The organism is Dendronalium phyllosphericum CENA369 (assembly GCF_016056275.1).
GTDB classification, from domain to species: domain Bacteria; phylum Cyanobacteriota; class Cyanobacteriia; order Cyanobacteriales; family Nostocaceae; genus Dendronalium; species Dendronalium phyllosphericum.
The window spans coordinates 1-25,853 of sequence record NZ_JAECZA010000080.1; the positions used below are offsets into that span (position 1 = coordinate 1).

General features: G+C 39.6%; 27 protein-coding genes. 13 read left to right on the top strand and 14 right to left on the bottom strand.

The genetic code is table 11. The features are described 5' to 3' along the window. The 7 genes from I8752_RS16510 to I8752_RS16535 all read right to left on the bottom strand — a co-directional run. On the bottom strand, positions 1-199 hold a 199-nt coding region (locus I8752_RS16510; RefSeq protein WP_214433401.1), incomplete at its 3' end, for a transposase family protein. Positions 200-228: 29 nt separating this feature from the next. Further along, positions 229-585: a histidine kinase dimerization/phospho-acceptor domain-containing protein gene (locus I8752_RS16515; RefSeq protein WP_263985313.1), complete on the bottom strand. Its 357-nt coding sequence runs from the start codon at positions 583-585 to the stop codon at positions 229-231. Positions 586-654: 69 nt separating this feature from the next. Then, positions 655-807: a PAS domain-containing protein gene (locus I8752_RS37365; protein WP_225895704.1), complete on the bottom strand. Its 153-nt coding sequence runs from the start codon at positions 805-807 to the stop codon at positions 655-657. Continuing rightward, positions 776-1,153, bottom strand: coding sequence for a sensor histidine kinase (locus I8752_RS38405; RefSeq protein WP_214433523.1), 378 nt, complete (start codon positions 1,151-1,153; stop codon positions 776-778). The genes I8752_RS37365 and I8752_RS38405 overlap by 32 nt, the downstream gene beginning before the upstream one ends. Before the next feature lie 21 nt (positions 1,154-1,174). Continuing rightward, entirely contained in the window at positions 1,175-1,840 is a 666-nt protein-coding gene (locus tag I8752_RS16525; protein WP_339381860.1) for a PAS domain-containing protein, read from the bottom strand. Between the two features lie 959 nt (positions 1,841-2,799). Continuing rightward, complete coding sequence (locus tag I8752_RS16530) at positions 2,800-3,060, bottom strand: hypothetical protein (protein ID WP_214433403.1); 261 nt, start codon at positions 3,058-3,060, stop codon at positions 2,800-2,802. A 114-nt stretch (positions 3,061-3,174) separates the two neighbouring features. Further along, positions 3,175-3,405 carry a hypothetical protein gene (locus I8752_RS16535; RefSeq protein ID WP_214433524.1) on the bottom strand — a complete coding sequence of 77 codons (231 nt, stop codon included), beginning with the start codon at positions 3,403-3,405 and terminating at the stop codon, positions 3,175-3,177. A gap of 828 nt (positions 3,406-4,233) precedes the next feature. Between I8752_RS16535 and I8752_RS16540 the strand changes: the two genes are divergently transcribed. From I8752_RS16540 to I8752_RS16580, 9 genes are all read left to right on the top strand, one after another. Next, on the top strand, positions 4,234-4,557 hold the full coding sequence (locus I8752_RS16540) for a hypothetical protein (RefSeq protein WP_214433404.1): 324 nt from the start codon (positions 4,234-4,236) through the stop codon (positions 4,555-4,557). A gap of 276 nt (positions 4,558-4,833) precedes the next feature. Then, positions 4,834-6,027 (top strand): ABC exporter membrane fusion protein, encoded by a 1,194-nt coding sequence (locus I8752_RS16545; RefSeq protein WP_214433405.1) that lies wholly within the window; start codon positions 4,834-4,836, stop codon positions 6,025-6,027. Between the two features lie 113 nt (positions 6,028-6,140). Next, positions 6,141-7,313 carry an ABC transporter permease DevC gene (devC, locus tag I8752_RS16550; protein WP_214433406.1) on the top strand — a complete coding sequence of 391 codons (1,173 nt, stop codon included), beginning with the start codon at positions 6,141-6,143 and terminating at the stop codon, positions 7,311-7,313. A gap of 26 nt (positions 7,314-7,339) precedes the next feature. Then, on the top strand, positions 7,340-8,029 hold the full coding sequence (locus I8752_RS16555) for a DevA family ABC transporter ATP-binding protein (protein WP_214433407.1): 690 nt from the start codon (positions 7,340-7,342) through the stop codon (positions 8,027-8,029). Positions 8,030-8,265: 236 nt separating this feature from the next. Continuing rightward, positions 8,266-8,463 (top strand): hypothetical protein, encoded by a 198-nt coding sequence (locus I8752_RS16560; protein ID WP_214433408.1) that lies wholly within the window; start codon positions 8,266-8,268, stop codon positions 8,461-8,463. Between the two features lie 702 nt (positions 8,464-9,165). After that, positions 9,166-10,764: a hypothetical protein gene (locus I8752_RS16565; RefSeq protein WP_225895706.1), complete on the top strand. Its 1,599-nt coding sequence runs from the start codon at positions 9,166-9,168 to the stop codon at positions 10,762-10,764. Between the two features lie 227 nt (positions 10,765-10,991). After that, a complete protein-coding gene (locus I8752_RS16570; protein WP_225895707.1) occupies positions 10,992-11,612 on the top strand; it encodes a hypothetical protein in 621 nt (206 codons plus the stop codon). 286 nt (positions 11,613-11,898) lie between these two features. After that, on the top strand, positions 11,899-12,051 hold the full coding sequence (locus I8752_RS16575) for a lmo0937 family membrane protein (protein ID WP_214433409.1): 153 nt from the start codon (positions 11,899-11,901) through the stop codon (positions 12,049-12,051). Positions 12,052-12,298: 247 nt separating this feature from the next. Further along, positions 12,299-13,375: an AI-2E family transporter gene (locus I8752_RS16580; RefSeq protein ID WP_214433410.1), complete on the top strand. Its 1,077-nt coding sequence runs from the start codon at positions 12,299-12,301 to the stop codon at positions 13,373-13,375. A 221-nt stretch (positions 13,376-13,596) separates the two neighbouring features. Here I8752_RS16580 and I8752_RS16585 read toward each other — a convergent pair whose 3' ends face one another. The 4 genes from I8752_RS16585 to modA (I8752_RS16600) all read right to left on the bottom strand — a co-directional run bounded on the left by I8752_RS16585 (position 13,597) and on the right by modA (I8752_RS16600) (position 17,752). Further along, a complete protein-coding gene (locus tag I8752_RS16585; RefSeq protein WP_214433411.1) occupies positions 13,597-13,869 on the bottom strand; it encodes a hypothetical protein in 273 nt (90 codons plus the stop codon). Between the two features lie 198 nt (positions 13,870-14,067). Next, entirely contained in the window at positions 14,068-15,918 is a 1,851-nt protein-coding gene (gene modB / locus I8752_RS16590; protein WP_214433412.1) for a molybdate ABC transporter permease subunit, read from the bottom strand. A 73-nt stretch (positions 15,919-15,991) separates the two neighbouring features. Next, positions 15,992-16,816 carry a molybdate ABC transporter substrate-binding protein gene (gene modA, locus I8752_RS16595; protein ID WP_214433527.1) on the bottom strand — a complete coding sequence of 275 codons (825 nt, stop codon included), beginning with the start codon at positions 16,814-16,816 and terminating at the stop codon, positions 15,992-15,994. A gap of 144 nt (positions 16,817-16,960) precedes the next feature. Further along, the gene (gene modA, locus I8752_RS16600) at positions 16,961-17,752 is read right to left on the bottom strand and encodes a molybdate ABC transporter substrate-binding protein (protein ID WP_214433413.1); all 792 of its coding nucleotides are present in this window, start codon (positions 17,750-17,752) and stop codon (positions 16,961-16,963) included. Positions 17,753-17,996: 244 nt separating this feature from the next. On the opposite strand from modA (I8752_RS16600), the gene I8752_RS16605 reads away from it, so the two are divergent. Beyond that, complete coding sequence (locus I8752_RS16605; protein ID WP_214433414.1) at positions 17,997-18,260, top strand: hypothetical protein; 264 nt, start codon at positions 17,997-17,999, stop codon at positions 18,258-18,260. On the opposite strand, the gene I8752_RS16610 is transcribed toward I8752_RS16605, so the two are convergent. From I8752_RS16610 to I8752_RS16620, 3 genes are all read right to left on the bottom strand, one after another. Then, positions 18,253-19,404 carry a beta-ketoacyl-ACP synthase gene (locus I8752_RS16610; protein WP_214433415.1) on the bottom strand — a complete coding sequence of 384 codons (1,152 nt, stop codon included), beginning with the start codon at positions 19,402-19,404 and terminating at the stop codon, positions 18,253-18,255. The genes I8752_RS16605 and I8752_RS16610 overlap by 8 nt on opposite strands. A 100-nt stretch (positions 19,405-19,504) precedes the next feature. Then, the gene (locus I8752_RS16615; RefSeq protein ID WP_214433416.1) at positions 19,505-20,290 is read right to left on the bottom strand and encodes a peptidylprolyl isomerase; all 786 of its coding nucleotides are present in this window, start codon (positions 20,288-20,290) and stop codon (positions 19,505-19,507) included. Between the two features lie 161 nt (positions 20,291-20,451). After that, positions 20,452-21,048: a photosystem I assembly protein Ycf4 gene (locus I8752_RS16620; RefSeq protein WP_214433417.1), complete on the bottom strand. Its 597-nt coding sequence runs from the start codon at positions 21,046-21,048 to the stop codon at positions 20,452-20,454. Between the two features lie 403 nt (positions 21,049-21,451). Here I8752_RS16620 and psbD point away from each other — a divergent pair, with 403 nt between their 5' ends. From psbD to I8752_RS16635, 3 genes are all read left to right on the top strand, one after another. Next, positions 21,452-22,510 (top strand): photosystem II D2 protein (photosystem q(a) protein), encoded by a 1,059-nt coding sequence (gene psbD / locus I8752_RS16625; RefSeq protein ID WP_214433418.1) that lies wholly within the window; start codon positions 21,452-21,454, stop codon positions 22,508-22,510. Positions 22,511-23,293: 783 nt separating this feature from the next. After that, complete coding sequence (locus I8752_RS16630; protein WP_214433419.1) at positions 23,294-23,575, top strand: 4a-hydroxytetrahydrobiopterin dehydratase; 282 nt, start codon at positions 23,294-23,296, stop codon at positions 23,573-23,575. A 370-nt stretch (positions 23,576-23,945) separates the two neighbouring features. After that, on the top strand, positions 23,946-25,706 hold the full coding sequence (locus tag I8752_RS16635; RefSeq protein WP_214433420.1) for an iron uptake porin: 1,761 nt from the start codon (positions 23,946-23,948) through the stop codon (positions 25,704-25,706). Positions 25,707-25,853 lie beyond the last annotated feature (147 nt).

Genomic DNA, 25,853 nt, shown 5'->3' on the forward strand with positions numbered 1-25,853 from the left:
ATGTTCGGTATTCTCTCCAATATTCTAATGTCATCAACAATTGGTCTTCTAAGCTTAATTTACCCGGTCGCCCTGTTTTCTGTTTTGTTCGATGAAGCGATCGCACTACCTCTAACATCTCGTTAAAAGTATCTGGACGTACACCACACAAGCGTTTAAAGTCTTCTGATTTCAGACTCTTTACCTGTTCGTAGGTCATAGATGCTACCCAACTCTATCCTACTTGTCTCACGCATCTAGGACTTTTGCAAGAGGTCTATTATTGAGCAATTCTATCAAGATTCGTTCTAAGCTATTGCTGTTTGAGAATAACGTTGGTAAATCTGAAGGTAAATTAAGCTTTAGAATTTGCTGACGTTCTTGAATGCGGACTAGAAACGGCTCGATCGTCCAAGGTAACCACTCTTGTAACAGGACTGCATCGGAGGTCAGGGAAACAGATGGTGAAGTTTGCAGTCGTTGTAAATCTAATAAATCGTTGATGAGTTCCATTTCGCGATCGCACTCGGCTTCCATCAGTTTTAGATAACGCTGAGTTTCTTCAGGTGTGGTAGGTAATTGTAACATTTGTATCATGACCTTCATGTTACTGAGAGGCGATCGCAATTCATGGGAAACTAAATTTAAAAAATCATTTTTCAGTTGATTAAGTTCTTATAATTGTGCTATCAATTGCTCTTGCTCAATTTGCTTTTTACGAGCCTCAATTACTTTTTTGTGTTCGGTAATATCCCGAAATATTAAGACGACACCTGTAATATTATCTTTGTCATCTTTAATAGGTGCAGCATTGATACATTTTTTCATGAATCAAAGCCATTGATGCAATGCGTTGTTGGCTTTGTTGAAATATTTCTATATCTTGTTTATCTTTAATATATTCAGATTGCAGACTGAGCAGACTAGAAATAACTTGTAAATTGTTTTTAACGCGATGGTAGACTTCTTTTAAAAGTACTTCTTTTTCTAAAAGGGATGCTTGTAGCTGCTCCTCTGACTGATTGCGTTCGCGTAATGCTGCTTGTCGTTCGGAGATTTCTGTTTGTAGCGATTCATTTATTTTTGTTAGCTCTGCTGTTCGTTCTTCAACTATATTTTCTAATTGGTCGAGTAAGTTACTTAAAGCTTCCTCTGTTTGCTTACGCTCAGTAATATCATTTTTATCCCATAGCGCTTAACCCCGATCCAAAATCCATTTGTATGTGCCGTCTTTACATAAAACTCGATGCTCGTTAATGTAAAACGGTGTGATTTTCGCAAAGTGCTCTCGAACTGCTTTTGTCACGCATTCAATATCGTTTGGATGCACTCGCGTCACCCTTTCATCTAAAGTATTGGAAATCTCATACTCTTCATATCCAAGCATTTCCTTCCAGCGAGCGGAAAAGAAAACTTCATTAGTTTTAACATTCCAGTCCCAAATACCATCATTATTTCCGCGCAAAGCTAAATGCCAGCGTTGTTCGCTTTCTCTTAGCACCTCTTCAGTTCTTTTACGTTCAGCAACTTCTTTTGCTAGTTGGTTGTTAGCTTCCTCTAGTTGAGCAGGACTAGGCAGAACAAGTGCTTGAGGAATTAATGACACTAACTCTAAAGCTGTATATATAGAGACAAAGGCGGTAATGGCTTTAATTAATCCCGATAGCCAATAGGTAGGATGCCAAAGCGTCCACACATCCATGATATGAGTTGTGCCGCAGGCAATGATAAATGTACCAAACATCAGGAAAATCCAGTCTAAAGGCACATCTGGTCGTTTACGGACAAAATAGACTAGCATCACTGGAATGGAATAATAGGCCAGTGTAATTAGCAAATCTGAGATGACATGCAACCCCACCAACTCTGGCTTCCAAAGGTAGCAATGTCCATGAGGAACAAACTGGCTAGTAAAAAAAAATTATGTAAAAATTCTGTCATAAAAACCTAATTAGCTGTAAAAGTTTTCATTGAAACATTGTATGTGAAGGAAATTTTCAATCTAGGCTACCACCAGACTTCAAAAGGTATGTAAATCCATTATCCTTCAAGTTTTTTTAACTAAGTTAATCAAATTAGGAACTCTACATGTAGTCTTTATTGTTATTAATGTATCCCGAACACTTGGTTATTATAACCGTAAATATTCTGTCATAGCTATTCAATTGCATAATAAACTTAACAAATTAGAACCGTATTTTTGTATTTAAAAAGTAAAAAATAATACAATTTTTTTTTAAGATATGGTTAACTGAGTTAAGACTTACGCACACTCCACAGAGCAATAGTTGGCTCGGTGACGCTACTAAAAATTACCTTAGCATCTAACTTTTCGGCAATGCGAGCGCTGTTTTGTTGCAGTCTCTAAACCCTCATTTGCTGTACTATGACAATCTCAACTGCACGCAAGCCGATAAATTGATTAATTTTAGTAGTGCGATCGCCGCATACAAATACTACAATTTCGAGCTGACATGCAACTATTTCTGCGTTGATATTTGGACTTGATACTCTTGAAATTAAAATTAAAAAGAACTAACGCTTATATTACAAGATTTTGATTGTTTTAAATTGTGGCTTTATTTCCGCTGTAATGTACTAGTAATTAAACGTAGAAGAATAATTGAGCGCAAACTTCTAAATAGTTAACTTTTGCAGATTTGGTATTACTTAAGCTTTAATAATTGCATAGATAAAACAATTGCCTTAGCTCCCTAGACCCTTGAGTACATTTTTCCTTGTCGATTGTGGGTGATGCAATTCTCAATTACACTACTTTTTGTTTTTTGTTTGATTTCACAAGAAACATAAAAAGGTTCATCATATGGTGGAATAGCGAATTGTTCTGATTGTCCTAGCTGTACGAGCAAACAAACTTTCTGATGTAAATGACTTAACCAATGTATAAGGATTGTACCATCTTATGGGAAACTGTCCTTGTTGCTGGGCTGTGAGTTCTTGCCATATACATTCAACAGTAATTTTTTTAAGACTAATATTTAAAATTCTAGTAACTCCTTGAAATGCTGAACTATGAAATAATGAGAAATCTCTACTTTGATAAAAATCTTTAATTTTCATTGTTCCATCTTAAATAATGTTATCAAATTGCCATTTGCACTTATATTAGTCTGACTACTTATATATGGCAAATAATATGCAACTTAAATGCAATTCAAGTATTAACTTGAGGCTTTATTCTTTATCTTTCAACTGACGTTGAGCAGCAGCTAATAGCTTCTGTTCAAGCTCGCTAATACTTATTCCAAGCTCGGAGGCTGTTTTGTTTTTCCATTCTTCTAGCTCAAAATCATGATAATTGAGCCACTCATGCACTGCAAGGCGGGCCATCTCAGCTTTACGAAGAGTCTGGCGAGCTGCATGAAAAATCAGCCGCTGATTATCAAAGCTTGGCAATGAAAGCATGAATCGCTGTAGTTTCATTATTTCCCATGTATTTAGAGGGCGATCGCTATCACTTACATAGCTGTTAAAACTCTTCTTTATTAATATCTCACATAGCAAAATTTCATTACCAAAGTTGCATATAAATTGCATAACTTATAGTTTAGTATTTGCTGAAAATATATATCTTTATCATAAAACTAAGTTTTCATGTAACTAGTCAAACTTATTCAAATAGCTTGATAAATTGATAAAAATATATAATGAAAATTAATAAGTATTTCTTTATGTTACTAACTATTTTTGACATTTATGCTAAGTTGATTTATTTAGCAATAACCATGTATCTATCAAATAGTTGATATTTTTTAAATTTTATTTCAAGAAAGTAAAATTTATTTTAATGTAAAAATAGCCACTGGTAACTATGCCTTTGGAATGAATAAATGTAATAGTTTCAATATTTGATATCCGATTTAATGATTTTAATAATATGAATAATTGGGCGGACATAATACTGTATTAAGCTGTTAAAATAGTACAAGTACACTTGATTATTTATATTATTAAGTTCACTAAATTTTATTATTAAATTTGTTGCATATGGGTTGCAATTGAGTATCAATTAGTTTATTCTATGTCATTAAATAATCTAATTAGATATTGCTCAATAAGTGAAAAGTGGAAATACAGAGGTAGAGTCAATACAATATAAATCCACCTTAGACCTCATCATTCCATCCACTTTGAACCGTACAGTAGGGCAATGCAACTTAATGCGATGACACCGTGCTGCATAAAGCGTTCTGCATAATTCAGATTGACACAAAACTATAAGGGCTTGCTGGCATGAGACTATCTGAGCTAGATCCACTCATACCGCTAACTGAGTTAAGAGAAGAACTTCTTAAGTTGCCAAAAGGCTACTCGTTTTATGAAGAAGAACTGGTCGATTTTTTATCCCGACGAAGATGGCCTGAGAGTCATCGCCGTATTGATCGGACAACTTTTTGGCGGTGGAGAAATGATAACGGAATTGAACATCAAAAAGTGTTCAGTCGATTGGATATTTTGAAACTATGTCAAATTTGCGATCACTACCGAGTAGATGGAACTCGTAATGAATATCTAGCAATCATGAAAAAGAAAAAAGAGGTAGTGTTAAACAAATAAACATACTTCTTGTTGAATACATCAAACACTAAATACCTCTCTACTGAAAGCTAATTCTACGAACGGATTGACGGATACTGTTTTGATAGTTCCATCATCCGACAGGACTCGCTACTGCTGCGCTATCGAGCATTTTAAAAAGGTAAAGGGAAAGGAGAAAATATTTGTTTAATTCTTTTTACCCTTTTTCTTTACCATTTTCCCTACTTTGGCAAGAAGTCTCCTCACTACTTACTCAGCGAATTGAAAGATATCGCTAACTTAGAAAAGATAATTATGGTAAATAAACAAAGACAGTCATTGACAAAACCTTTAGGTTTGTGGTCAATAATTTTGGCAACAGCTACTGCTGTAGTGACTGGTGCAGTTTCTCTCTACAGCTTTTCAAGATTTCATGCGAGTTCTAGATTGCAGACTTCAACTATCTCTAATAGTTCTCCCACCATGACAGCTGTTGCTGCGTTAGGACGTTTAGAACCTCAAGGAGAAGTTATCCGTTTGTCTGCTTCTGATTCCCAAGGGAGTGTTCGAGTTGCACAACTCTTGGTAAAAAAAGGAGACTGGGTGCGTCAGGGGCAAGTAGTAGCAATTCTTGACAATTACTACCCTCGCCTTGCAGCTTTAGAAAAAGCTCAAAAGCAAGTATTGGTTGCTCAAGCTAGTCTTAACCAAGTCAAAGTAGGGGCAAAAACTGGAGACATCTCTGCACAAAATGCCACAATTGCTCGTCTAGAAGCTGAGATGCGGGGAGAAAGCGCTGCACAACAAGCAACTATTGCTCGGTTAGAGGCAGAGTTGCGTAATGCTAACAGCGAAAATCAGCGATATCAACAGTTATACAACAATGGTGCAATTTCAGCTTCTGATTTAGATACTAAACGTTTGCGAGTCGAAACTATTCGACAGCAGCTCAATGAAGCTAGAGCTTCTTTAAACCGCACTGTAGAAACTATTCAGAAGCAGTTAAAAGAAGCTATAGCCAAGCTCAAGAGTATTGCTGAAGTTCGTCCTACTGATGTGCAGGCAGCACAAACTAGTGTTGAAAGTGCAAAAGCATCAGTTAAACAAGCTCAAGTAGACCTGAGTTTAAGTTCTGTGCGATCGCCTCTCAATGGTCAAATCCTAAAAATTTATACTTGGCCTGGAGAAATTATTGGCAATATGGGAATAGCTGACTTAGGTCGCACACAGCAGATGTACGTAGTTGCAGAAGTTTATGAAACTGACATTAAAAAAGTGCATTTAGGACAATCTGCCACTATTACTAGTGATGCTTTTTCAGGGATATTACGAGGGACAGTTATAGATATTGGTTTGCAAGTTGGCAAACAAAATATCTTCAATAACAATATACAAGCAGACACAGATAACAAAGTAATTGATGTAAAAATCCGAATCGATAACCGAGCAGATAATCAACAAGTTGCTACTCTGACTGATTTACAGGTACAGGTATTAATTGATATATAAGCTTTCAAATTTAGTTTTATTAACTCTATTAAATTCTTGACAGTCAACTAGTAATAGCAAGCGATCGCCATTTAATTATTTTGACATTAATCTGTCTCACATGAGGTTTTTAGATGATTCTCAATATACCTCTAGCTTGGCTACAATTATCGCGTCAAAAATCTCGTTTTCTTGTAGCTGTGGCTGGAATTGCTTTTATCGCCATTCTCATATTTATGCAAATTGGTTTCCAAGATGCCCTCTATGTTAGTGCTACAAAACTGCATAATAACATCCAAGGAGATTTATTTATAATTAGCACCCAATATAAATCTTTAACTTCTAATCAAAGCTTTTCTCGCTGGCGTTTATATCAAGCACTAGGTTTTGAGGGTGTAGAATCAGTCAGTTCCTTATATATGCAGTTTGCCAAACTGAAGAATCCAATTAATGGTTTAAAGTTTCCGATGTATGTAATTGGTTTCGACCCAGTAAAATCAATTTTCAAAATTCCAGAGGTTCAAGAAAATTTCAAAATATTACAGATTCCTAACATGGTTTTATTTGACCGTGCTTCTAGACAAGAATTTGGGCCAATAGCTAAAGACTTCGAGCAAGGCAAATCTGTGAAAGTTGAAATATTCGGCTATCTGGCATTCGTTGGCTATAAAGTTAAAGTTGGTGGTTTATTTAGCTTAGGCCCTTCCTTTGGAGTAGATGGAAATTTAATTGTTAGTACCTCAACCTTCTTGGCAATATTCCCCGATCGCCCCGTACAAAATATAGATATAGGCATAATTAAACTCAAACCGGATGCCAATCCTCAACAAGTTTTAGCAAATTTATCAGCCAAGTTACCTCCCGATGTGAGAGTTGTCACCCGCCAGCATTTTATTACATTAGAAAAAGATTATTGGACTCTTAGAACACCTATTGGTTTTATGTTTTACTTGATGGTATTGATGGCATTTGTGGTTGGTGTAGTTGTAATTTATCAAATTCTTTATAGCAATATCTCTACTCACTTAGCTGAATATGCAACTCTCAAAGCAATGGGATTTAAAAATAAATACTTATTGATTGTAGTTTTTCAACAAGCTTTAATTTTAGGAACTCTGGGTTATATACCAGGTTTTGCTATATCTATAGGTTTGTATGATGCAGCCAAAAATGTTACTCAGTTACCAGTTGCAATGAGCGTAGAAAAGGCAACTTTAGTATTAGTTTCAGCTATATCAATGTGCTTGGTTTCTGGATTTTTATCAATAAATAAATTGCGTAAAATAGATCCAGCAGATATTTTTTAAACTAGTAAAAATATTATTCTGACATCATGGAATCAAATTATGTTGTTAACATAAAAAACCTCAATCAATATTTTGGTAAAAAAACATTACGTAGCCAAATTTTGTTTGATATTAATCTGACAATCAACTCTGGAGAAATTACGATCATGACTGGGCCTTCAGGTTCAGGAAAAACAACCTTATTAACTTTGATTGGTGGGTTGCGTTCTGTCCAAGAGGGAAGCCTGAAATTTCTCAATCGAGAACTTCGTGGAGCTACCAACGAGCAATTAGTACGAGTACGTCGCCACATTGGGTATATCTTTCAAGCTCACAACTTACTAGATTTCTTAACAGCCCGACAGAATGTCCAAATGTCGCTAGAATTACACAAAGATATTTCCAAATGGGAAGCTCACAGGCAAGCAGAAGCAATGCTTCATGCTGTGAAGTTAGAAAATAAAGTTAATTACTACCCGTCCGATCTCTCAGGAGGGCAAAAGCAACGAGTAGCGATCGCTCGTGCTTTAGTCAGTCATCCCAAATTAGTTTTAGCTGATGAACCTACTGCTGCCTTAGACAGTAAATCAGGACGAGATGTCGTCAGCCTGATGCAGCAACTGGCTAAGGAACAAAATTGCGCCATTTTAATAGTTACTCACGATAACCGAATTTTAGATGTTGCAGATCGAATCATTTGTATGGAAGATGGGCGACTGAACAAAGAAGTTGCCTGATACCGAAGTAGAAAAGACAGAAGGAGAAAGAAAATTAATCCTAACTCCTGATTGAAACTTATGTAGACTTAGCACGAATCATAGCGCTCTCCTTCTCGCCAAGGGAGTAAGCTAAACGAACTTAAGTTATGCCTTCAGTCAGGAGTAAAACATGCTGTAGGTACGAAGTTTTCAAATATCAGTCTATAGAAAATGTATGAATCCTTAGTAAATCCTCAAAAGATGTCAGCGCGATTATGTTTGCCATTGGTGATTATGTGCTAAATCAAAAAACCGGACATCTAGGGAAAGTAGTTGGTTACGGACACCAAATAAATAATAGTGTATCTATAGTTACCTTAAAAGTTTTAGTAGCTGAGTCTGCCAACTCTCAAAAGAGAGAATACGTGGTAGAAGATCGAATTTCTGCATGGAATCGGTGGTCTGTAGCTTAAAAATTAGATTTATTATTTAATCAAGAATTTGCGGATATAAAACATAGTTGGATTATCAATATTATGATGCAAGATTTTATTTTATGTCTGGAAGAAGCTACTTTACAATTGATATTTAAAAAATATTCTTCTCCTAGAGATCCTTCTGAATGTTTCGTCAATCTTCCCTGTGGATGCAATAATCCAGGGAAAAACTTACAGTGTGAGAACTGTCCTTATCTCGAAGCTTGCTTGTCTAGTTTTAAGACTAAAAAATCAAGCAACATCCATAATAAGCTGGGATTGCGGATAAAGTACCATTAGTTTTTATCCTAACAAGCAACTGCCTTCAACACTCTTCAACACTTTATTATTTGGTACTAAGTTAAGAAATTTCAATGTTGGATGCATTGTCGCCCGCGCAATGCAAGCCAACAATTCAAAGTGTGTTAGCCTACCGCATAATATTACATTCAGTTTATATTTCTTCATCTACACTGAATTTTTGTTGTTGACTTACTTACACCGCGCTGTTTTACCTTGTGAAGACAACGTGAATTACAAGGAACAAACAATAGTTACATTTGCGTCTATCTTCACATCTGCCTCAGAAGAAAGACAATAATCAGTCCCGATTACTTTAGTTTTGGGATTACTTTATCTTTTGTTTCTAATTGCTAGATATTCTTTTTTAGTCATTATAAATTTTGACTAAATTACTTAATGCCGATATTTTACCACATTATGCTGAAAAATTATCCTACCACCAACCATGTCCGAATTGTTACTGCTTTAATTTTGACTGGCATTTTGTCTATTAGTAGTGGATTAACTTTTATCAAAAACGCTACAGCCGCTTCTACCAACCTTTTACCAGATACTACAAATGAAGTTCTTAAACAAAACATTAAATTAAACCGCTTGCCACGTCCAGTAGCTAACGCAGTGCTGCGAGATTTAGCCCAAAGACTGGGGATTTTTACCAGCCAACTAAAAATTATTAATTATAGTCAACAAACTTGGCGTGATGGTTGCTTGGAATTACCTCAGCCAGATGAACTCTGTACCCAAGCATTAGTTCCTGGGTGGCTGGTTGTGGTCTCTAATAATAGACAAAATTGGATTTATCACACCAACAATAACGGGCGTTCTTTACGTTTAGCTTTGCCAAACACTTCCTCAGACAATTTACCCGACCGATTACCAGCGTTGGTAAAAAATCGTATTTTGCAAGCAGCATCGAGACGTTTACAACTGCCAATTTCTCGGTTAACAGTTATTCAAGCTCAACAGCAGACTTGGAGAGATGGCTGTTTAGAATTGGGAAATATAAATGAATCATGTATCGCTGCTTTGACACCAGGTTGGCGGGTAGTTATCGGCGCAGCAAACCAAACCTTGGTTTACCATAGCAACCAAACAGGTTCTGTAATCAAGCTAAATGATAGAGCAGGCGATAGTCCAACTGCTAATAATAGTACAGAACCTATACAAATTTCCGCCAGCGAGTTACCGCCTCCTTTGGATCGAGGTGTGGTTTTTCGGCAAATCTCTAGTGGTGGCTTTGCTGGCAGAACTTACGAAACTGTTTTACTTAATGACGGAAGTTTGATTCGCGTGCGAATTGGCGATGCCAATGATTCAGAACGCAGCGTCCGCCGTATTTCTAGACAAGAAGTACAAAAATTTCAGCAATTGCTAGAACGCTATAGATTTGGTGAATACAAAAATTTGAATTACCCTGCCCCCAGTGGTGCGGCTGATTACATTACTTATACTCTTACTAGTCGAGAAGGTACAGTTCAATACAACGATTTTTTGCAAAATAACCTGCCACAAAATTTACAAAAAGTCGTCAAAGCCTGGAATCAGATTAGCAACAGTCAAGTTTCTAACGGTAATACAGGTGAGGCTGTACCAATTCCAGCTAGTGAATTACCACCTCCATTGGATCGAGGTGTAGTGTTTCGGCAAATTTCTAGCGGAGGTTTGTTTCCTAGAACCTATGAAACAGTATTACTCAATGATGGGCGTTTAATTCGCGTGCGAATTGGCGATGCTAATGATTCCGATCGCAGCGTCCGCCGTATTTCTACTCAACAAGTAAGACAGTTTGAGCAATTACTAGAACGCTTGGAATTTAGCGAATACCAAAATCAGAGTTACCCCGCTCCCAGTGGTGCTGCTGATTACATCACCTATACTCTTACTAGCCAAGAGGCTACAGTTCAGTACAACGATATTTCGCAAAATAACTTGCCACAGAATTTACGAGAAGTGGTTGATAACTGGAATCAAATTGTCAGTAACGCTCAAACATAATTTATTAGTAGCGATCGCCAGTTGAACTATGTATCTAGATGTTTGCTGGCGATCGCTGCCAAATGTCAGGCCAAAGAGAAAGGTATAATGAACTCAACAGTATTGCGATCGCCCAATAGCATTGACTAGGTTCCACCCAATTACCAAAGCTTTGGGGAAAAAATTTTGCAGAGGATAACTGTTAAAGACCATCTAAGTATTGTCTTTGAAAATTATACTCTTGACTCATGATGAACTCACTACAGACAATTCCAGTGCTGATTTTCGCAACTGGCTTAACTGTCCACTCTCCGCATCTGCGTGCAGCTTTTTCCGTTCCAGAAATAGTTAGTATTGCCCAAGCATCAAACAATTTGCCAGTGGTTAAATCAGCAGGGTTGTCACCAGATATGGATGTGCCTTGGTCAAAACCTGTCAAAATCATTGACCCTTTTGAAGGAGAATTTGTCGGTGTCTTCGATCGCAACACTTTAGGTAGTTCTTTATACCATGAGGGTTCTAAACAAATTATCAGTTTGTGGACTCGTTCGAGTATTCGAGTACTCGTAACAATAAATTCCGCTCGAGCTGAATCTTTTTTTTACACCGCCGGAGTTGTGTATCCTAGACCCGATTATCTTAAGTTTGTCACTACCAGGAAAGTCACTAAACTCTTAATCAAAGTTGGGCAACAGGTTTTTAAGTTAGATGGGTCAGACGGCACATTTGCTGTCAGTAAGGAGTTAGCCACTGCTTTAAAAAATGCTCCAGATAAAAATTTAGATATCAGATTGCTGTTGGAAGGAGGTCAAACTGTAGATAGCAAAATTGGCAAAGGGACGGTGAAAGCTTGGCAAAGCGTTTATTAAACAAAGGCAACTTCGTTAATTAACTGTTTATTTTATTAACGTCAGTCTTCAAAGGAAACGCACCAGCAACAAGAGCAAAACCAAAGCGAAGCCAGTGAGATGAATAGGCTGCAATCTAGGAAACTACGAAAAGTCAATTGTCCAAGCTCCTAATTTTTAATTGATTTTCTTTCTTAAGAAAGATGACTTAGAATTCTAAACCTTTCTTACGACAAATAGAATTAAAGCAAAGCTAGGGAGTAAAATATCTGAACAAGTTAAAACTCACTTGACTCGGAATAAATATATGTTAAGCATACTTTGGGGTATTGTTGTTGTACTGGTTGCTTTTTGGGCATTAGGACTAACACTTCATATTGCTGGAAATTTAATTCATGCAGTGTTACTTTTAGCCATTGCCCTTGCTATTTATAATTTTTTTAAGACACGTGATGTCTAAATAACCCTTTGACACATTGATGAATTTCAAATCAGTTAGTTAAATCAAATACATCAACCTTAAATTTAACTGTATTTTGACTAAAAAAGTTATTTTTAGGGAATTATTATCTAGTCGATATAGGCTCAAACAAAAGATAAAAACTAGATTTGTGGTAAAAGAGCGGAGCTACTCCAAAAGAGAAAATTCCGCGCCGTCCCTCACGCCCAATTTTCAAGAATGGTTAATAGAAGAATAAGTTATTGTAATGGCGAATCCTGATAATGCAGATAATGGATGGTCGCAGTTGACTCGTGGTGCGCCATTGGCAGTAATAGTGGCTGCTGTACTATACATCTTATACCAACTTTTACCAGTCTTAGAACTTTTAGCAGTTGCAGCATTAATTGCTTTAATTTTGCGAACGCTGTTAAGGTTGTTGCAAAAGTTAGTCAAATCACAAGATATTGCTGTTCTGTTATTAATTGGATTAATCGTTGGATTTATTGTGGTATTAGCTACTATAGTCGTACCAAGCGTGACATTTGAATCTCAAAAGTTACTAGCTACATTACCAACTTATCTAAATAGATTAACAGGAGATGTTGGGCAACTGCGTCAGAGATTTACTTTTATTCCTGACATCTCTCAAGCACTAATACAATTACGGAATTTGACCAACGAATTACTCAGCGGAGTACCTGTCTTCTTGGGTCAAGCTTTTAGCTTAACTTTGGAATTGTTAGCGACATTAATTTTAGCGCTTTACATGGCTTACGATCCTAATTCTTTAGTAAAAGGGATTTTGAGATTAGTACCAAGGCGACATCATCAGCGGTTTAAACGCATCCTTAAAGCTTGCGAAACAAGATTGCGGGGTTGGATTTTTGGCACAGGAATAGCGATGATATTTCTGGGAGCTGGAGCAACGTTTGGACTTTTAATTTTAGGGATTCCCTCAGCCCTGCCATTTGGAATTATTGCAGGTATATTTGAAATAATTCCTTACTTTGGTTCGATTATTGGAACTTTTTTACCAGCATTAGTAGCATTGAGTATTTCACCGCTTAAGCTAGTATTTGTGCTAATACTTTTCTTAGTAATGAATCAAATAGATGCCCATATTGTTCAGCCTTTGGTGATGGGTCAGCAAGTTAATATTCATCCAGTGATGGTGATTGTAACGTTTCTGGTAATGGGTAAGCTATTCGGATTTATTGGCGTGCTGCTTGCAGTGCCTGCGGCCGCAGTGATAATTACACTTATTGATGAGTTTACGCCCAAAGAACCTGCTTTAGAACAAGTAGGAATTGAAAGTAGAACAGATGTTAAATCAAATGAATAGATGAATGATTTTCTAGCAAGTCTTTGATGCAGTTTGACGCTCTGTAACTAAAATAGGACTTACGCGCAAAGGTTGTTTATTGAGACTGGATGTAAGGGGGTAATGGTGCAGAGTTTTACTCACTTACAACCTCACACTCCTATGCCCCTTGTCTAAACCCTTAATTTTTCGGATCGCTGCGTAAGTCCTAGTAATTTGCTTAATTCTTTAGTTTGCGATCGCTACTGAATTTTTAATAGGATAATACCAATTAACACGGCAATACCTAGCGCTCTGCGAAAATAATTAACGCCTTCAAATAATTCTAGCCACGCCCAAGTAAACAAAGAACCATCTGCCACTACATCTAACACTGTATTGATTGTGCCATTTGTAATAATTAGAGATAGTAAACTAGTTACTATCCAAACAATAAGCGGTGGATTGGGCATCTGAGCTATAACAATATTGCCATTGCTGTCACGGAAGGTTTTATCAATTAGTGTATTTTCCATCTCAATTATCTCTGAACTAAAAATTATTAATTTGCAAAAAAATCTTTAGCTGGTTTGTTAAGAATAAGCTGAGATTTAATTGCAAATTATTCAATAATATTAAAACATTCAGCTAAATCTGTTTCCAAGCATCTAATTGCTGAGATAAGAACGGTCAATCATACTCATATATGACTATATTGAAAGGCATAGCCAATACTACTCATTAAACTCACGTTCCATTAAAATCAATCGCAAAGGGTCTAGACGAACGTACCACGGCAAAGGTTGGTCTTTCATAGTTGCCCATTTTTCCTTGAACACTTCTGCTTGCAGATGATAATCATTAGAATTGCTATGAGCGGAATGCAGTTTGAGAAACAGCGTCATTCGGTGGGGTGTTTCGCTAGTTTTTACTAACCAACAGGGAAAGGTATTGTCTTGGGATGAGTCGTTAGTAAAGATTAGCTGATGGGCGCGAATTCCTAAAGAAGATAATTGGTCGGGAATGGGTTGAATAACTCGCAACCTACAACCCCAGTCAACAGCCTCCACCTCTTGAGATGTTTTGATGACAGCATCCGAAAAGTTCTTACAACCTGTTAATTGGGCAACGCTCACAGTAGCAGGACGCTCAAAAATATCATTTTTGGAACCATGCTGAATCGCCTTTCCTTGTTCCATCACTAATAGATTAGTGCAAACTCGGTAAGCCTCTTCCATATTGTGCGTGACAAACAGAGTGATACCTTGGTAAGAGGCTAGCGTTGTTACCATTTGCTGTTCTAGTTGACTGCGTAAGTGGGTATCCAGGGCGGAAAATGGTTCATCTAACAACAGCACTTCTGGTTGACTAGCCAAAGCTCTCGCCAATGCTACTCGCTGCTGTTGACCGCCAGACAGTTGATGGGGATAGCGATCGCCTAATCCTTCTAACTGTACTGCTATTAGTTGGGCTGCTACCTGCTGCTTAGTAGCTAATTTCGATAATCCTTTAGGCAAACCGAAAGCAACATTTTGGGTCACAGTCATGTTTGGAAATAAAGCGTAGTTTTGTACCAAAAGACCGATGCGGCGATCGCGGCTAGGAATGTTAATCCCCTGTTGCGAATCAAATAATACTCGTCCATTCAAAACAATGCGACCTTTAGTTGGTGTTTCTATGCCAGCAATACACCGCAAAATCATACTTTTACCAGCGCCAGAACCCCCCAACAATCCTAAAGGCCGATCGTTTGCTGCAAATGCAACTTTTAAATGAAAGCCAGGAAGTATTTTTTCAATATCTACCAACAACCCCGACTCAGAGGTTGAGTGCTGAGTGCTGAGTGCAGGGTGCTGAGTGCTGAGTGCTGAGTGCTGAGTGCTGAGTGCTAAGGAGCCACTGCCCCCCTGCTCCCCTGCTCCCCTCTTCTCCCTCAACTCTTGCCAGAGGTTAACTGCAATAATACCAGATAGAGAAATTACCATAATAGCGATCGCCCAGAACCAAGCTTCATCCATTGCTCCAGCTTCTACCGCGAAATAAATCGCCATCGGAATTGTCTGGGTTTGTCCGGGTATGTTACCAGCAAGCATCAAGGTAGCACCGAATTCACCCAAGGCACGAGCAAAAGCTAGGGTTGTTGCAGCCAAAATGCCTGGAAGCGCTAGAGGTAAACTGATGCGCCAAAAGATTGTTGATTCAGTAGCGCTAAGGGTTCTGGCTACCCGCAGCAGATTTTGGTCAATTTGCTCAAAAGCTCCCAGCGCTGTTTTATACATTAAGGGGAAGGAAACTACTGTAGCTGCGATCGCAGCACCATACCACGTGAAAACAATGCTGAAGTCAAAAGCCTGCATTAGTTTCCCAGCAGGACCATTTTTGCCAAAAAAGACTAGTAATATAAAACCAACAACTGTTGGCGGTAAAATTAGAGGAGCTACAAATAAACCTTCAATTAAAGACTTGCCTTTACCGCGATATCCCAACATCCAATAAGCAGCGGCAATACCAATAAAAAAGGTAATAAATGTAGCCAACAATGAAGTCTTAAGTGATATCCAAAGCGGAGATAAATCTTGTGGCATTGTCAGTGGTCAGTTGTCAGTTGTCAGTTGTCATTTTTCTCCCCCTGCTCCCCCTGCTCCCCCTGCTCTCTACTTAGCTGCCAGTAACTGTAAATCCCTGCTTTTCAAACACTGTTTTGGCTTGATTTCCAGATAAAAATTGCACAAAATTCTTAGCAGCATCAACATTTTTAGTGCTTTTAAGAATTGCGATCGGATAGACAACGGGAGAATGAGTATTTTCAGGTGCAGTTGCCACAATTTTTACTTTCGGTGTGCTTTTTGCGTCTGAAAGGTAAACAATTCCAGCATCAGCATTGCCTGATTCCACATAGTTTAGGGCTTGGCGAACATCTTTAGCGTAGACAGCTTTGCTCTTAATTTGGCCAAATATTTTTGATGAAGTCAAAACTTGCTGGGCATATTGTCCGGCGGGAACGCTTTTAGGTTCGCCCAAAGCAATTTTCTTCACACTGGGCTTGGTTAAGTCTTTGAAGTCAGCTACAACTGTGGAATTTTGAGGTGCAATTAATACTATCTGATTTTTGAGTAAGTCTTTGCGCGTACCATCTAGCAAAAGCCCTTTTTTCTGTAACGCATCCACTTGTTTAGTAGCGGCAGAAATGAAAATATCAACTCCTGCACCTTGTTCGATTTGTTGTTGTAACGCACCCGAAGAACCAAAATTGTAGGTTAGTTTAACGTTTGAATTTTCTTTGGCATACAAGGGTTTTATCGCTTCCATTGCATCTTTGAGACTGGCAGCAGCTGATATAGTCAAAGTTGCAGACTGAGATGCTGGACTAGCAGTTGACGATAAGTTAGGTGTGGTTGTTTGATTGCAGCCAACGACCAGTAACAATGAGAGGCAAACCCAACTCAAAAAAGCAAAGATTCGTTTATTATTAATTGGCAACATCACAAAGAGATTTTCTTAATTCACTAGCTACCAACTTTTTTATAAGTTGGTTATCAACAACGAATAGATGAGCCTTCACCCTGATGCATTTGGGAGTTTAATTGCAACTCGTAATTCAGACAGCTAAGGACTTATAGCTGATTCTTAAGGTAAAATAAACCCGTATTTTGTCAGAACGTTTTTAACTTGTTCGCTAGATAAAAACTGAATAAATTCTTTACCAGCTTGAACATTCTTACTGCTCTTAAGCGCTGCGATGGGATAGACAATTGGAGAGTGATATTTCTCATCAGCAGCCACTACAACTTTTACTTTGTCAGAAATTTTAGCATCGGTTAGATAAACTAAACCTGCATCGGCATTGCCACTTTCTACTGCTGCTAAAACTTGACGCACGTTATTAGAGTAGACAAACTTAGGTTTAATCTGCTCGTAAATTTTTAATTTCTGTAATACTTGTTCAGCATATTGCCCAGCAGGTACGCTTCTCGGTTCGCCAATAGCAATTTTCTTAATTTTGGAGTCTCTGAGATTGTATAGGCTGCCAATGCCAACAACATTTTTAGGCACTATTAAGACTAGACGGTTTTTTGCCAGAATACCGCGAGTACCTGGAACTAGCTGCCCTTGCTGCTCTAAAACATCCATCTGCTTTTTCCCAGCAGAGATGAAAACATCCACTGGTGCACCCTGCTGAATCTGTTGTAACAATGCACCAGAAGCCCCAAAGTTGTAGTTAATATTGATATTGGGTTTACTTTGTTGGTAAAGAGGTTTAATTGTTTCCATCACATCTTTCATACTGGCAGCGGCAGACACAAGCAAGTTTGTATCTGCTGCTACTACCGGATGGGGATTAAACAACGGCAAGCTAATTGCTAGTATTAAGCTAGCCAGTGCTATACCAATAGAGGCAATAAATTGTCTTCTTTTCATGAAAAACCGTACTTAGAAAGAATTTTTGCGTAAAATTGACCTTGGTAAAATAATACCAAGACTACCAAAAAATTACCAATGTAATTGGTAAAATTATGTCAAGAAAAGAACACGGTTAGTCAAAGTATTTTACGAAAGACGCACAATATAAAAGTTATGTTGGCGAAGCATCAATTCTGAAAATAGAAATGCGATCGCTAAATTTATTTTTAATGCTTTCAATAACTGATTGGGATTTTGACTTATGTCATCAATCGACTACCGACAAGAGTCGAGTCAGGAGTATTGGCAACCATTACCATGTCAAACTATCTGCAACGACTGTGCTTTTCATGTCAAGGTAGAAGAAGCCATAGAGTGCATTCACCCGGAAGAATTAGAAATTAATTGTTTTACTGTCACTTTCTGTAGTTCATTCCAACCACTACAGGAAGTTGAAAGCCCTTGTGTGTCTTTTGGTAGTGATGAGATGCGAGGGAGATCAGGGGCAGAGGAGCGGATTAGTTAGCCAACGCGACAACAGCATTCTGACCGCCAAAGCCAAAACTGAAACATAATACCCGCTGAATTTCACTTGAACGTGCAGTCATCACTAAATCCAAATCAAATTCTGGCTGACGCAATCCTACACAAGGAGGTAAAATTTTTTGCTGTAAAGCCAGAAGTGAAAAAGCTATACCTAAAGCTCCCGATGCACCTAGAGTATGACCTAAGCTACCTTTAGTAGAGCTAACAGCTACTTGATGGGGAAATAGTTCTTGTATCACTTTGCTCTCGATCCGGTCGTTCAATTGCGTAGCTGTACCATGAGCATGAATGTAATCAATATCAGCTGAATTCAGGTTACTACGTTGGAGACATTGCTTGATAGCCGCGATCGCGCTTTTCCCTTCTGGTTCTGGCTGGTTTGGATGATAAGCATCTGTTGTCAAGCCAAAACCGAGAACTTCACCATAAACTCTGACTTGTCGCTGTCTAGCTAATTCTGCTGATTCCAAGACAAATACAGCCGCGCCTTCACCTAACACTAAGCCTTCGCGGTGCAAATCAAAGGGATAAGCCCCGGTTTTTGCCAAAGCACCCATCTGCTGAAATCCCGCTATTGTTAGGGGTGTAATTGGTGCTTCCACAGCCCCAGCGATCGCTCTTTGACATTGCCCAGTTTGGATTAACAAAGCGGCTTGAGCAATTGCCCAAATACCCGTAGCACAAGCTGCCATTGGTGCTAAAACTATTCCAGATGCACCAATTTGTCGCGCAGCAGCGATCGCATTCATGTGAGGTAAAGTATCTAACCAATTCTCCAAAGAAAAGACGGAAACACTCTCTTTGTTTGCATCTCCATACATTTGTCGCGCCAGCACTTCCCAAGATGCTTGATAACTGCGACTCGAACCAATTATGACAGCACAATCAGGTAAAGGTGGAAGCAAGCCAGCATCTTGCAGCGCTGAAGCTACAACCGACTTGCTCAACGTTTGTAATTGAGCTGGTTTTTGACCAATCATACCTAGAGGAAGCAGTTCGAGTTCTGGGAATGGCTGATGCCATTGAATTCCAGATTTACCAGCAATTAATTTTTGCCAGCTATCCTCTAAATTTGCGCCTAAGCAGGAGATTAAACCAATACCAGTAACAAAAACCTTAACCAATTTGCGATTTTATAGAAATAGTTAAGTCAGGAAAAAGGCGCAAAGCCTTGCGCCCGAAATAATTTAGTATTTATTCTCCCTCATCTTTCCCTGCTTTCATCTAACCAGGAGTTTTCAAGTTTTCTGCACCTTGAGTGACTTTAGCAGAATCAATGCGATCGCCTTGCTGAATTTTGTTCACTACGTCAAAGCCTTGGGTGACATAGCCAAAAACGGCATAGTTACCATCTAGGAAGCCTAGATCGGCTAAGGCAAAGTAAAACTGCGAGGAAGCCGAATCGGGTTGTTGCGATCGCGCCATTGCTATTGCACCCTGTTTGTGTTGCAACTGGGGCGGTTTCGTCACTCCTGCTGCCTCGAATGTCTTACTATAAATCGGGCTTGCTTCCCCTTTTGGCTTAATTTCTAAGGGTATGTAACGTTCGTTGCCTGTTTTTGGATCGATATATCCCCCTGTTCCCAGTCTACTTGCGGGAATTTTCGGGTCTTTGCTTTGAGGATCGCCCCCTTGAGCTACAAACGGTTGGGGATCGCGCACAACTCGATGGAATACCAATCCATCGTATACACCCTTTTGCACTAAATCGACGAAGTTGCCTGCTGTAATTGGAGCATTCGTTCCGTCTACTTCGATAGTAATCGGCGATCCTTTAACCGTCATCACCACTGTAGCTTTACCTTCGAGCTGTGGTAAATTTTTCATTCCTGGAACACTCTCACTTGTGGTTTCAGATACAGATGTTGCTTCAGTAGTTGTCGTGGCGCTTGTCTCGACAGCTGTAGAGGTTGGAGAATTAGAAGTGACTTGCTGTGTCGAACATCCTCCCAACATCAAAGCACCGACTATCAGAAGCACGACCAAAAATTTTGAAACTTTTAACTGCATTGCCAGTTACTGACTCAACCACAGTATCTTATCCTTTCAAGGGGGATTGGGGACTGGGTATTGGGAATTAAGGATAGAAAGAATTTATGACTACAATCTTTTTGCTAGTCCCCAGTCCCCAGTCCCCAGTCCCTAATCCCCAATCCCTAGTACCCAATCCTTTAAAGTCCTTCCAAAGGAACTTGCAAAAAGCGGGCTAATTCTGCGCCTTGAGTTTCTAACTCTGTTAAGGAAAATGGTTGACCTACCCGTGTTAAAGGAATATCTCGCCGCCCTTTGATACGTAAGTAAAGTGCGCGGCGGGGATTTACTCCTTCTTTAATATCTACGCGAATAGATTGCACATCTTGTATGCGGCTGTCAATCTCAATGCGACGGTTTTTGCCAGGAAATCCCCAACGAAAGATTTTAACACTATCTGTTTCTAAGTTGTAATCGTTGTAGCCGCCTCCTACATCCCATAAAATTACTAGCCACAGGTATAAAGCTAAAAGCAAGCCAGCAAGCCCATATAACCCCATAACCAATCCTTGAGGTACGAATAACAGTTGTGTGGGATCGCTAACCAGGAGTAAATTTACTTTTAGGTAACTAGATATCGCAGCCAGTAAAAAGCCTGTGGCTCCCAATGTCACGACAGTTGCCCACCAGTAGTTGCTGAACCGACGAGAACCGATAACTTTTTGATGCAGAACGCGTGAAGCGGATCTATCGCCATTAGGCGAATCGTCTTTGTTAATTTTTGTTGATGCCGTCATGGAACTACCTTGGCCTGTGAGTTCTTCCCTTTGTCAAGTCTGCCATTTGAGCAGTATGTCTTGCAAGTTGAGAGACTGGAGTTTTAAGATTTCTGAGAAAGTTGTGTCAGATTGTAAAATTTCTGATATTCATATTATTTAATAGGTTTGTGTTAAATGACTGATTCACTTCCGTAGTTCGGGTAAAAACCCGAAGTAATGTGATAAGTTAAGAATCATTAAGATACCAAAAGCTAGATTACTGGCCAATGGTACGTGTAATGGCATAACCCTGAGAAATACTAGCTTATTTAGGTAGTAAATTCTCAGAATCTTAGCAGCTTTCAGGCGGCTGAGAATGTCAAAAAAAACGTTAATTCCTCGCAAAACGTTGCAATTTTAGTAAAAAGAGGATTTTAGTTCGATGACCATCGCAGTTGGACGCGCCCCCAGTAGAAGAGGGTGGTTTGACGTTCTAGACGACTGGTTGAAGCGCGATCGCTTCGTATTCGTAGGTTGGTCGGGGATATTATTATTCCCCTGCGCCTTCCTAGCACTAGGCGGTTGGCTAACCGGTACAACATTCGTCACCTCATGGTACACCCACGGGTTAGCGTCATCCTACTTGGAAGGCTGTAACTTTTTAACAGTAGCAGTATCATCACCAGCGGACAGCATGGGACACTCGTTGTTGTTGCTGTGGGGACCAGAAGCCCAAGGCGACTTTACGCGTTGGTGTCAATTGGGTGGATTGTGGACATTCGTAGCCCTACACGGAGCCTTTGGTTTGATCGGCTTCATGTTGCGGCAATTTGAAATTGCCCGTCTAGTAGGGATTCGTCCATACAACGCCTTAGCATTTTCAGCACCGATTGCGGTATTCGTCAGCGTCTTTTTGATGTACCCCTTGGGACAATCATCTTGGTTCTTTGCACCCAGCTTTGGGGTAGCAGCGATCTTCAGATTCCTACTATTCCTGCAAGGGTTCCACAACTGGACGCTCAACCCCTTCCACATGATGGGTGTTGCTGGGGTATTGGGTGGAGCGCTATTGTGCGCGATTCACGGTGCGACAGTAGAAAATACCTTGTTTGAAGACGGCGAAGGTTCTAACACCTTCCGCGCTTTCAATCCCACCCAGTCGGAAGAAACCTATTCCATGGTGACAGCAAACCGTTTCTGGTCGCAGATTTTCGGGATTGCTTTCTCCAACAAGCGCTGGCTGCACTTCTTTATGTTGTTTGTGCCAGTCACAGGCTTGTGGATGGCTTCGGTGGGAATTGTCGGTTTGGCTCTCAACTTGCGCGCGTATGACTTTGTGTCTCAAGAATTGCGCGCGGCTGAAGACCCAGAGTTTGAAACCTTCTATACGAAAAACATTTTGCTGAACGAGGGTATCCGCGCTTGGATGGCTCCTCAAGATCAGCCTCACGAACAATTTGTATTCCCTGAAGAGGTACTACCTCGCGGTAACGCTCTCTAAGGCTGATGACCTGGACAAGTTAATACCCTGTAGTCTAGCCCTCTGAGGCATGATGAATCGCTAATTCATCATTCACTATTCTCCAGTTATCCTCTGCCAAGATGCGGAGGATTTTCTATTTTTAGTTAATAACCCTAAATACTAAATAATTTGTGTTATATTGGTTCAAGGTGACAAACCCAGAGCAAAACGCTCTGCCCTTTTGAGACTAAGACCGCTTAGGCAATAAGGAGGTGATGCCCATGATAGAAAGTAGTAAACGCGTGGGTCATCAGGTTGTAGTTAGCCGGCTGTGTGCCGGGGCTGTTCTCTAAAAGTTAGCCTTAGTTATCTTTGAGATACTGAGTTAGCTCAATTAGCTAGGCTGAATATCGGAGTTCCTTCCGGCAGTCTGGTTACAACCTGAAGACCCAACTAGACCGCTCTGATTTAGATCGACCGATCCAAATCAGAGCGGATAGTTTTTATGGGTAACTTTTGAATGAGGCAGCCCCAATAAGGGACTTCTAAATAAAAAAATAACCAATAGCTAAACGAGCAGGGGAGGCAGTTGCTTGGCAGAAAACACCCCTTATGCAAACTGGCGTGCTTTCCCTCCAGCGAACTTTGCAGACAAAAGGAGGAAAAAAAGAAATTCCCCCTATATCTCACACCCCTTTTAATTCAAGAGTTAGGGATTGAGCAAACCAAAAGGGAACACGAATAAAAAAAGTTCTTCTTCCTTTTTAAACTGTTATCCATTTTGCCCAGTTTCCAGTTCCTGTTCTCAAAGGATGTTTAAATATGGCTCAACTACTGACTGATGCAGAAATTCAAGAACAAGCAAGTGGTCTGTCAGATTGGAAAATAGAAGGCTCTCAGTTGCAGACTAGCCGCACTTTTAAAGACTTTATTGCAGCAATTGAATTTGTAAATAAACTAGTGAAACCTGCTGAGTCAGTTGGACATCATCCAGATATAGAAATTTCTTATAACAAAGTGAAAATTTCACTTACTACTCATGACGCAGGTGGGTTGACACAAAAGGATTTTGATGTTGCAAAATTGATTTCCCAAATCGATTAAAGGATATTACCGGGTGAAGTCCTAGTAACTGCGTTTGAGTAGTTTAACAAGTAGAGACTAATGAGTATGTGAAACCTTAACCGTGGTCTATATATATTAGGTGATTACATGTGACAGTTAATTAGGCGATCGCTATGATGTTGCCATCTGCTTTAAATGCTATATAATGATATGCTATAAAGGTATGTTTTTGCATAAGATAATCACATCAATTTTTAACATTAAGTTAATCGATTATTAGCTTTGCAAAAACTAAAATTGTAGTAGTGGCAACTATACCTCATCAAAAGATTTCGGTCAGATGTCGCCTTTTTGAGAGTAGGTGCAGCGAAAACAATTATTTATACAAGGTGTGAGGAGAAAAGGAAAAATGTCTAATCTTTTGTGGAAAGCCCTAGTGCTTAGTCCAGCAGTTTTGGGAGCAACATTGTTAGTTTCGACAACAGCAATTGCCGCTCCAAATGCCACTACAGAAGTACCAGTAGCTGAAAAAACAGCGGCTACAGAAGTTGTTAAAACGCCAGAAATATTTGCTCAAGCAACTCCAGCAGCTGACGATACTAAAGTATTAGATCAAGTCAACCGCTACAGTAACGAAGGTACACAAAATAACTCTCAATCCCAAGTAACATCGGTTTCGCAGTTCTCCGACGTACAACCAACTGATTGGGCATTCCAAGCATTGCAATCTTTGGTTGAGCGTTATGGTTGTATTGCTGGGTATCCGAATGGCACTTATCGCGGTAACCGCGCTTTGACCCGTTACGAATTTGCCGCTGGTTTGAATGCTTGTTTAGATCGGGTTAACGAATTGATTGCTACAGCAACAGCTGATTTAGTAACTAAACAAGATTTAGCAACTTTACAGCGGTTACAAGAAGAATTTTCCGCAGAACTAGCAACCCTACGCGGTCGCGTAGATTCATTAGAAGCGCGCACTGCTGAATTGGAAGCACATCAGTTCTCCACTACCACTAAATTAGTTGGTGAAGCTGTTTTTGCAGTTACTGATGCTTTTGGCGATAACACAGGTGATGCCAACAATACAGTCTTCCAAGACAGAGTTCGTTTAGGTTTGCAAACCAGTTTCACTGGTAGAGACGTGTTGACTACCCGCTTATCAGCTGGTAACGCAACACCGTTTGATATCAGAGATGCTGCTAATGGTACTATCCCTAGTTCTGAAGGCCTTCAAACTTTTCAAGTCGATAGTACTGGTAATAACAGCATTGAAATAGACAAATTGACCTATGAAGTACCCATAGGGCCAGCCCAAGTTTACCTTGCAGCGGCTGGAGGACGGCATAGTCATTATGCTGCTGTCAACAACCCTTACTTCTTTGACAAAACTGACGGTGGTAATGGTGCTTTATCTGCCTTTTCTTCTGAAAGCCCCATTTACCGAATTGGTGGCGGTGCAGGTTTAGCACTAACTTTACCCTTTGGTAAAGGTGGCAGCATCCTGAAACCAAGTTCAATTACTGTAGGTTACTTAGCATCAGAAGCGAACGAGCCTGGCGTAAGTACGGGACTTTTCAATGGTGACTATGGTGCTCTCGGTCAGTTGAACTTTAGTGTCGGCGATCGCGTAGCTTTAGCTGCTACCTATGTCCACGGTTATAATGGCACAGGTAGTGCTTTGTTCGGTTCGGGTCTGGGTCTAACCAGCTTCGATGCAGATACTGGTGTTACGACTCCACTTGGTGTAGTAGGTACTAGACAAGCCAACGTTCTAGATGCTCCAGCTTCCAGCAACTCTTACGGCGCATCAGCGGCATTCAGATTTAGCGACAAGATTTCAATTAGCGGCTTCTTCTCTTACCACGATGTTAAACTTGATGGTGCGGGTAATGATTTTGAAGCTTGGTCTTACGGTGCTGGCATAGCCTTAGCTGATATTGGCAAACAAGGAAACGTATTAGGATTCTTTGGTGGTGCTGTACCTTATGCTTTGAACCGCCCAGGTTTTGGTGGTGGCGATGTCCCTTACCAAATTGAAGGCTTCTATAAATATCGCGTGTCTGATAACGTTTCCATCACCCCTGGCGTTATCTACTTGATCTCTCCTGGTCAAAGCAACGACAACGATGATGCGATTATCGGTACGCTCAGAACAACCTTTACCTTCTAAAGCGTTGGAAAAGTATTAAAATTCATCTGACAATTTTAAGCTTTATTTCACCCCGCCAGCAGGTGGGGTTTTTTAATTTTCTATGGAAGCAATAAACAAACCCCAGTGGATAACCGGAGTATAATAGAAAAAGTTAGGAGTTAGAAG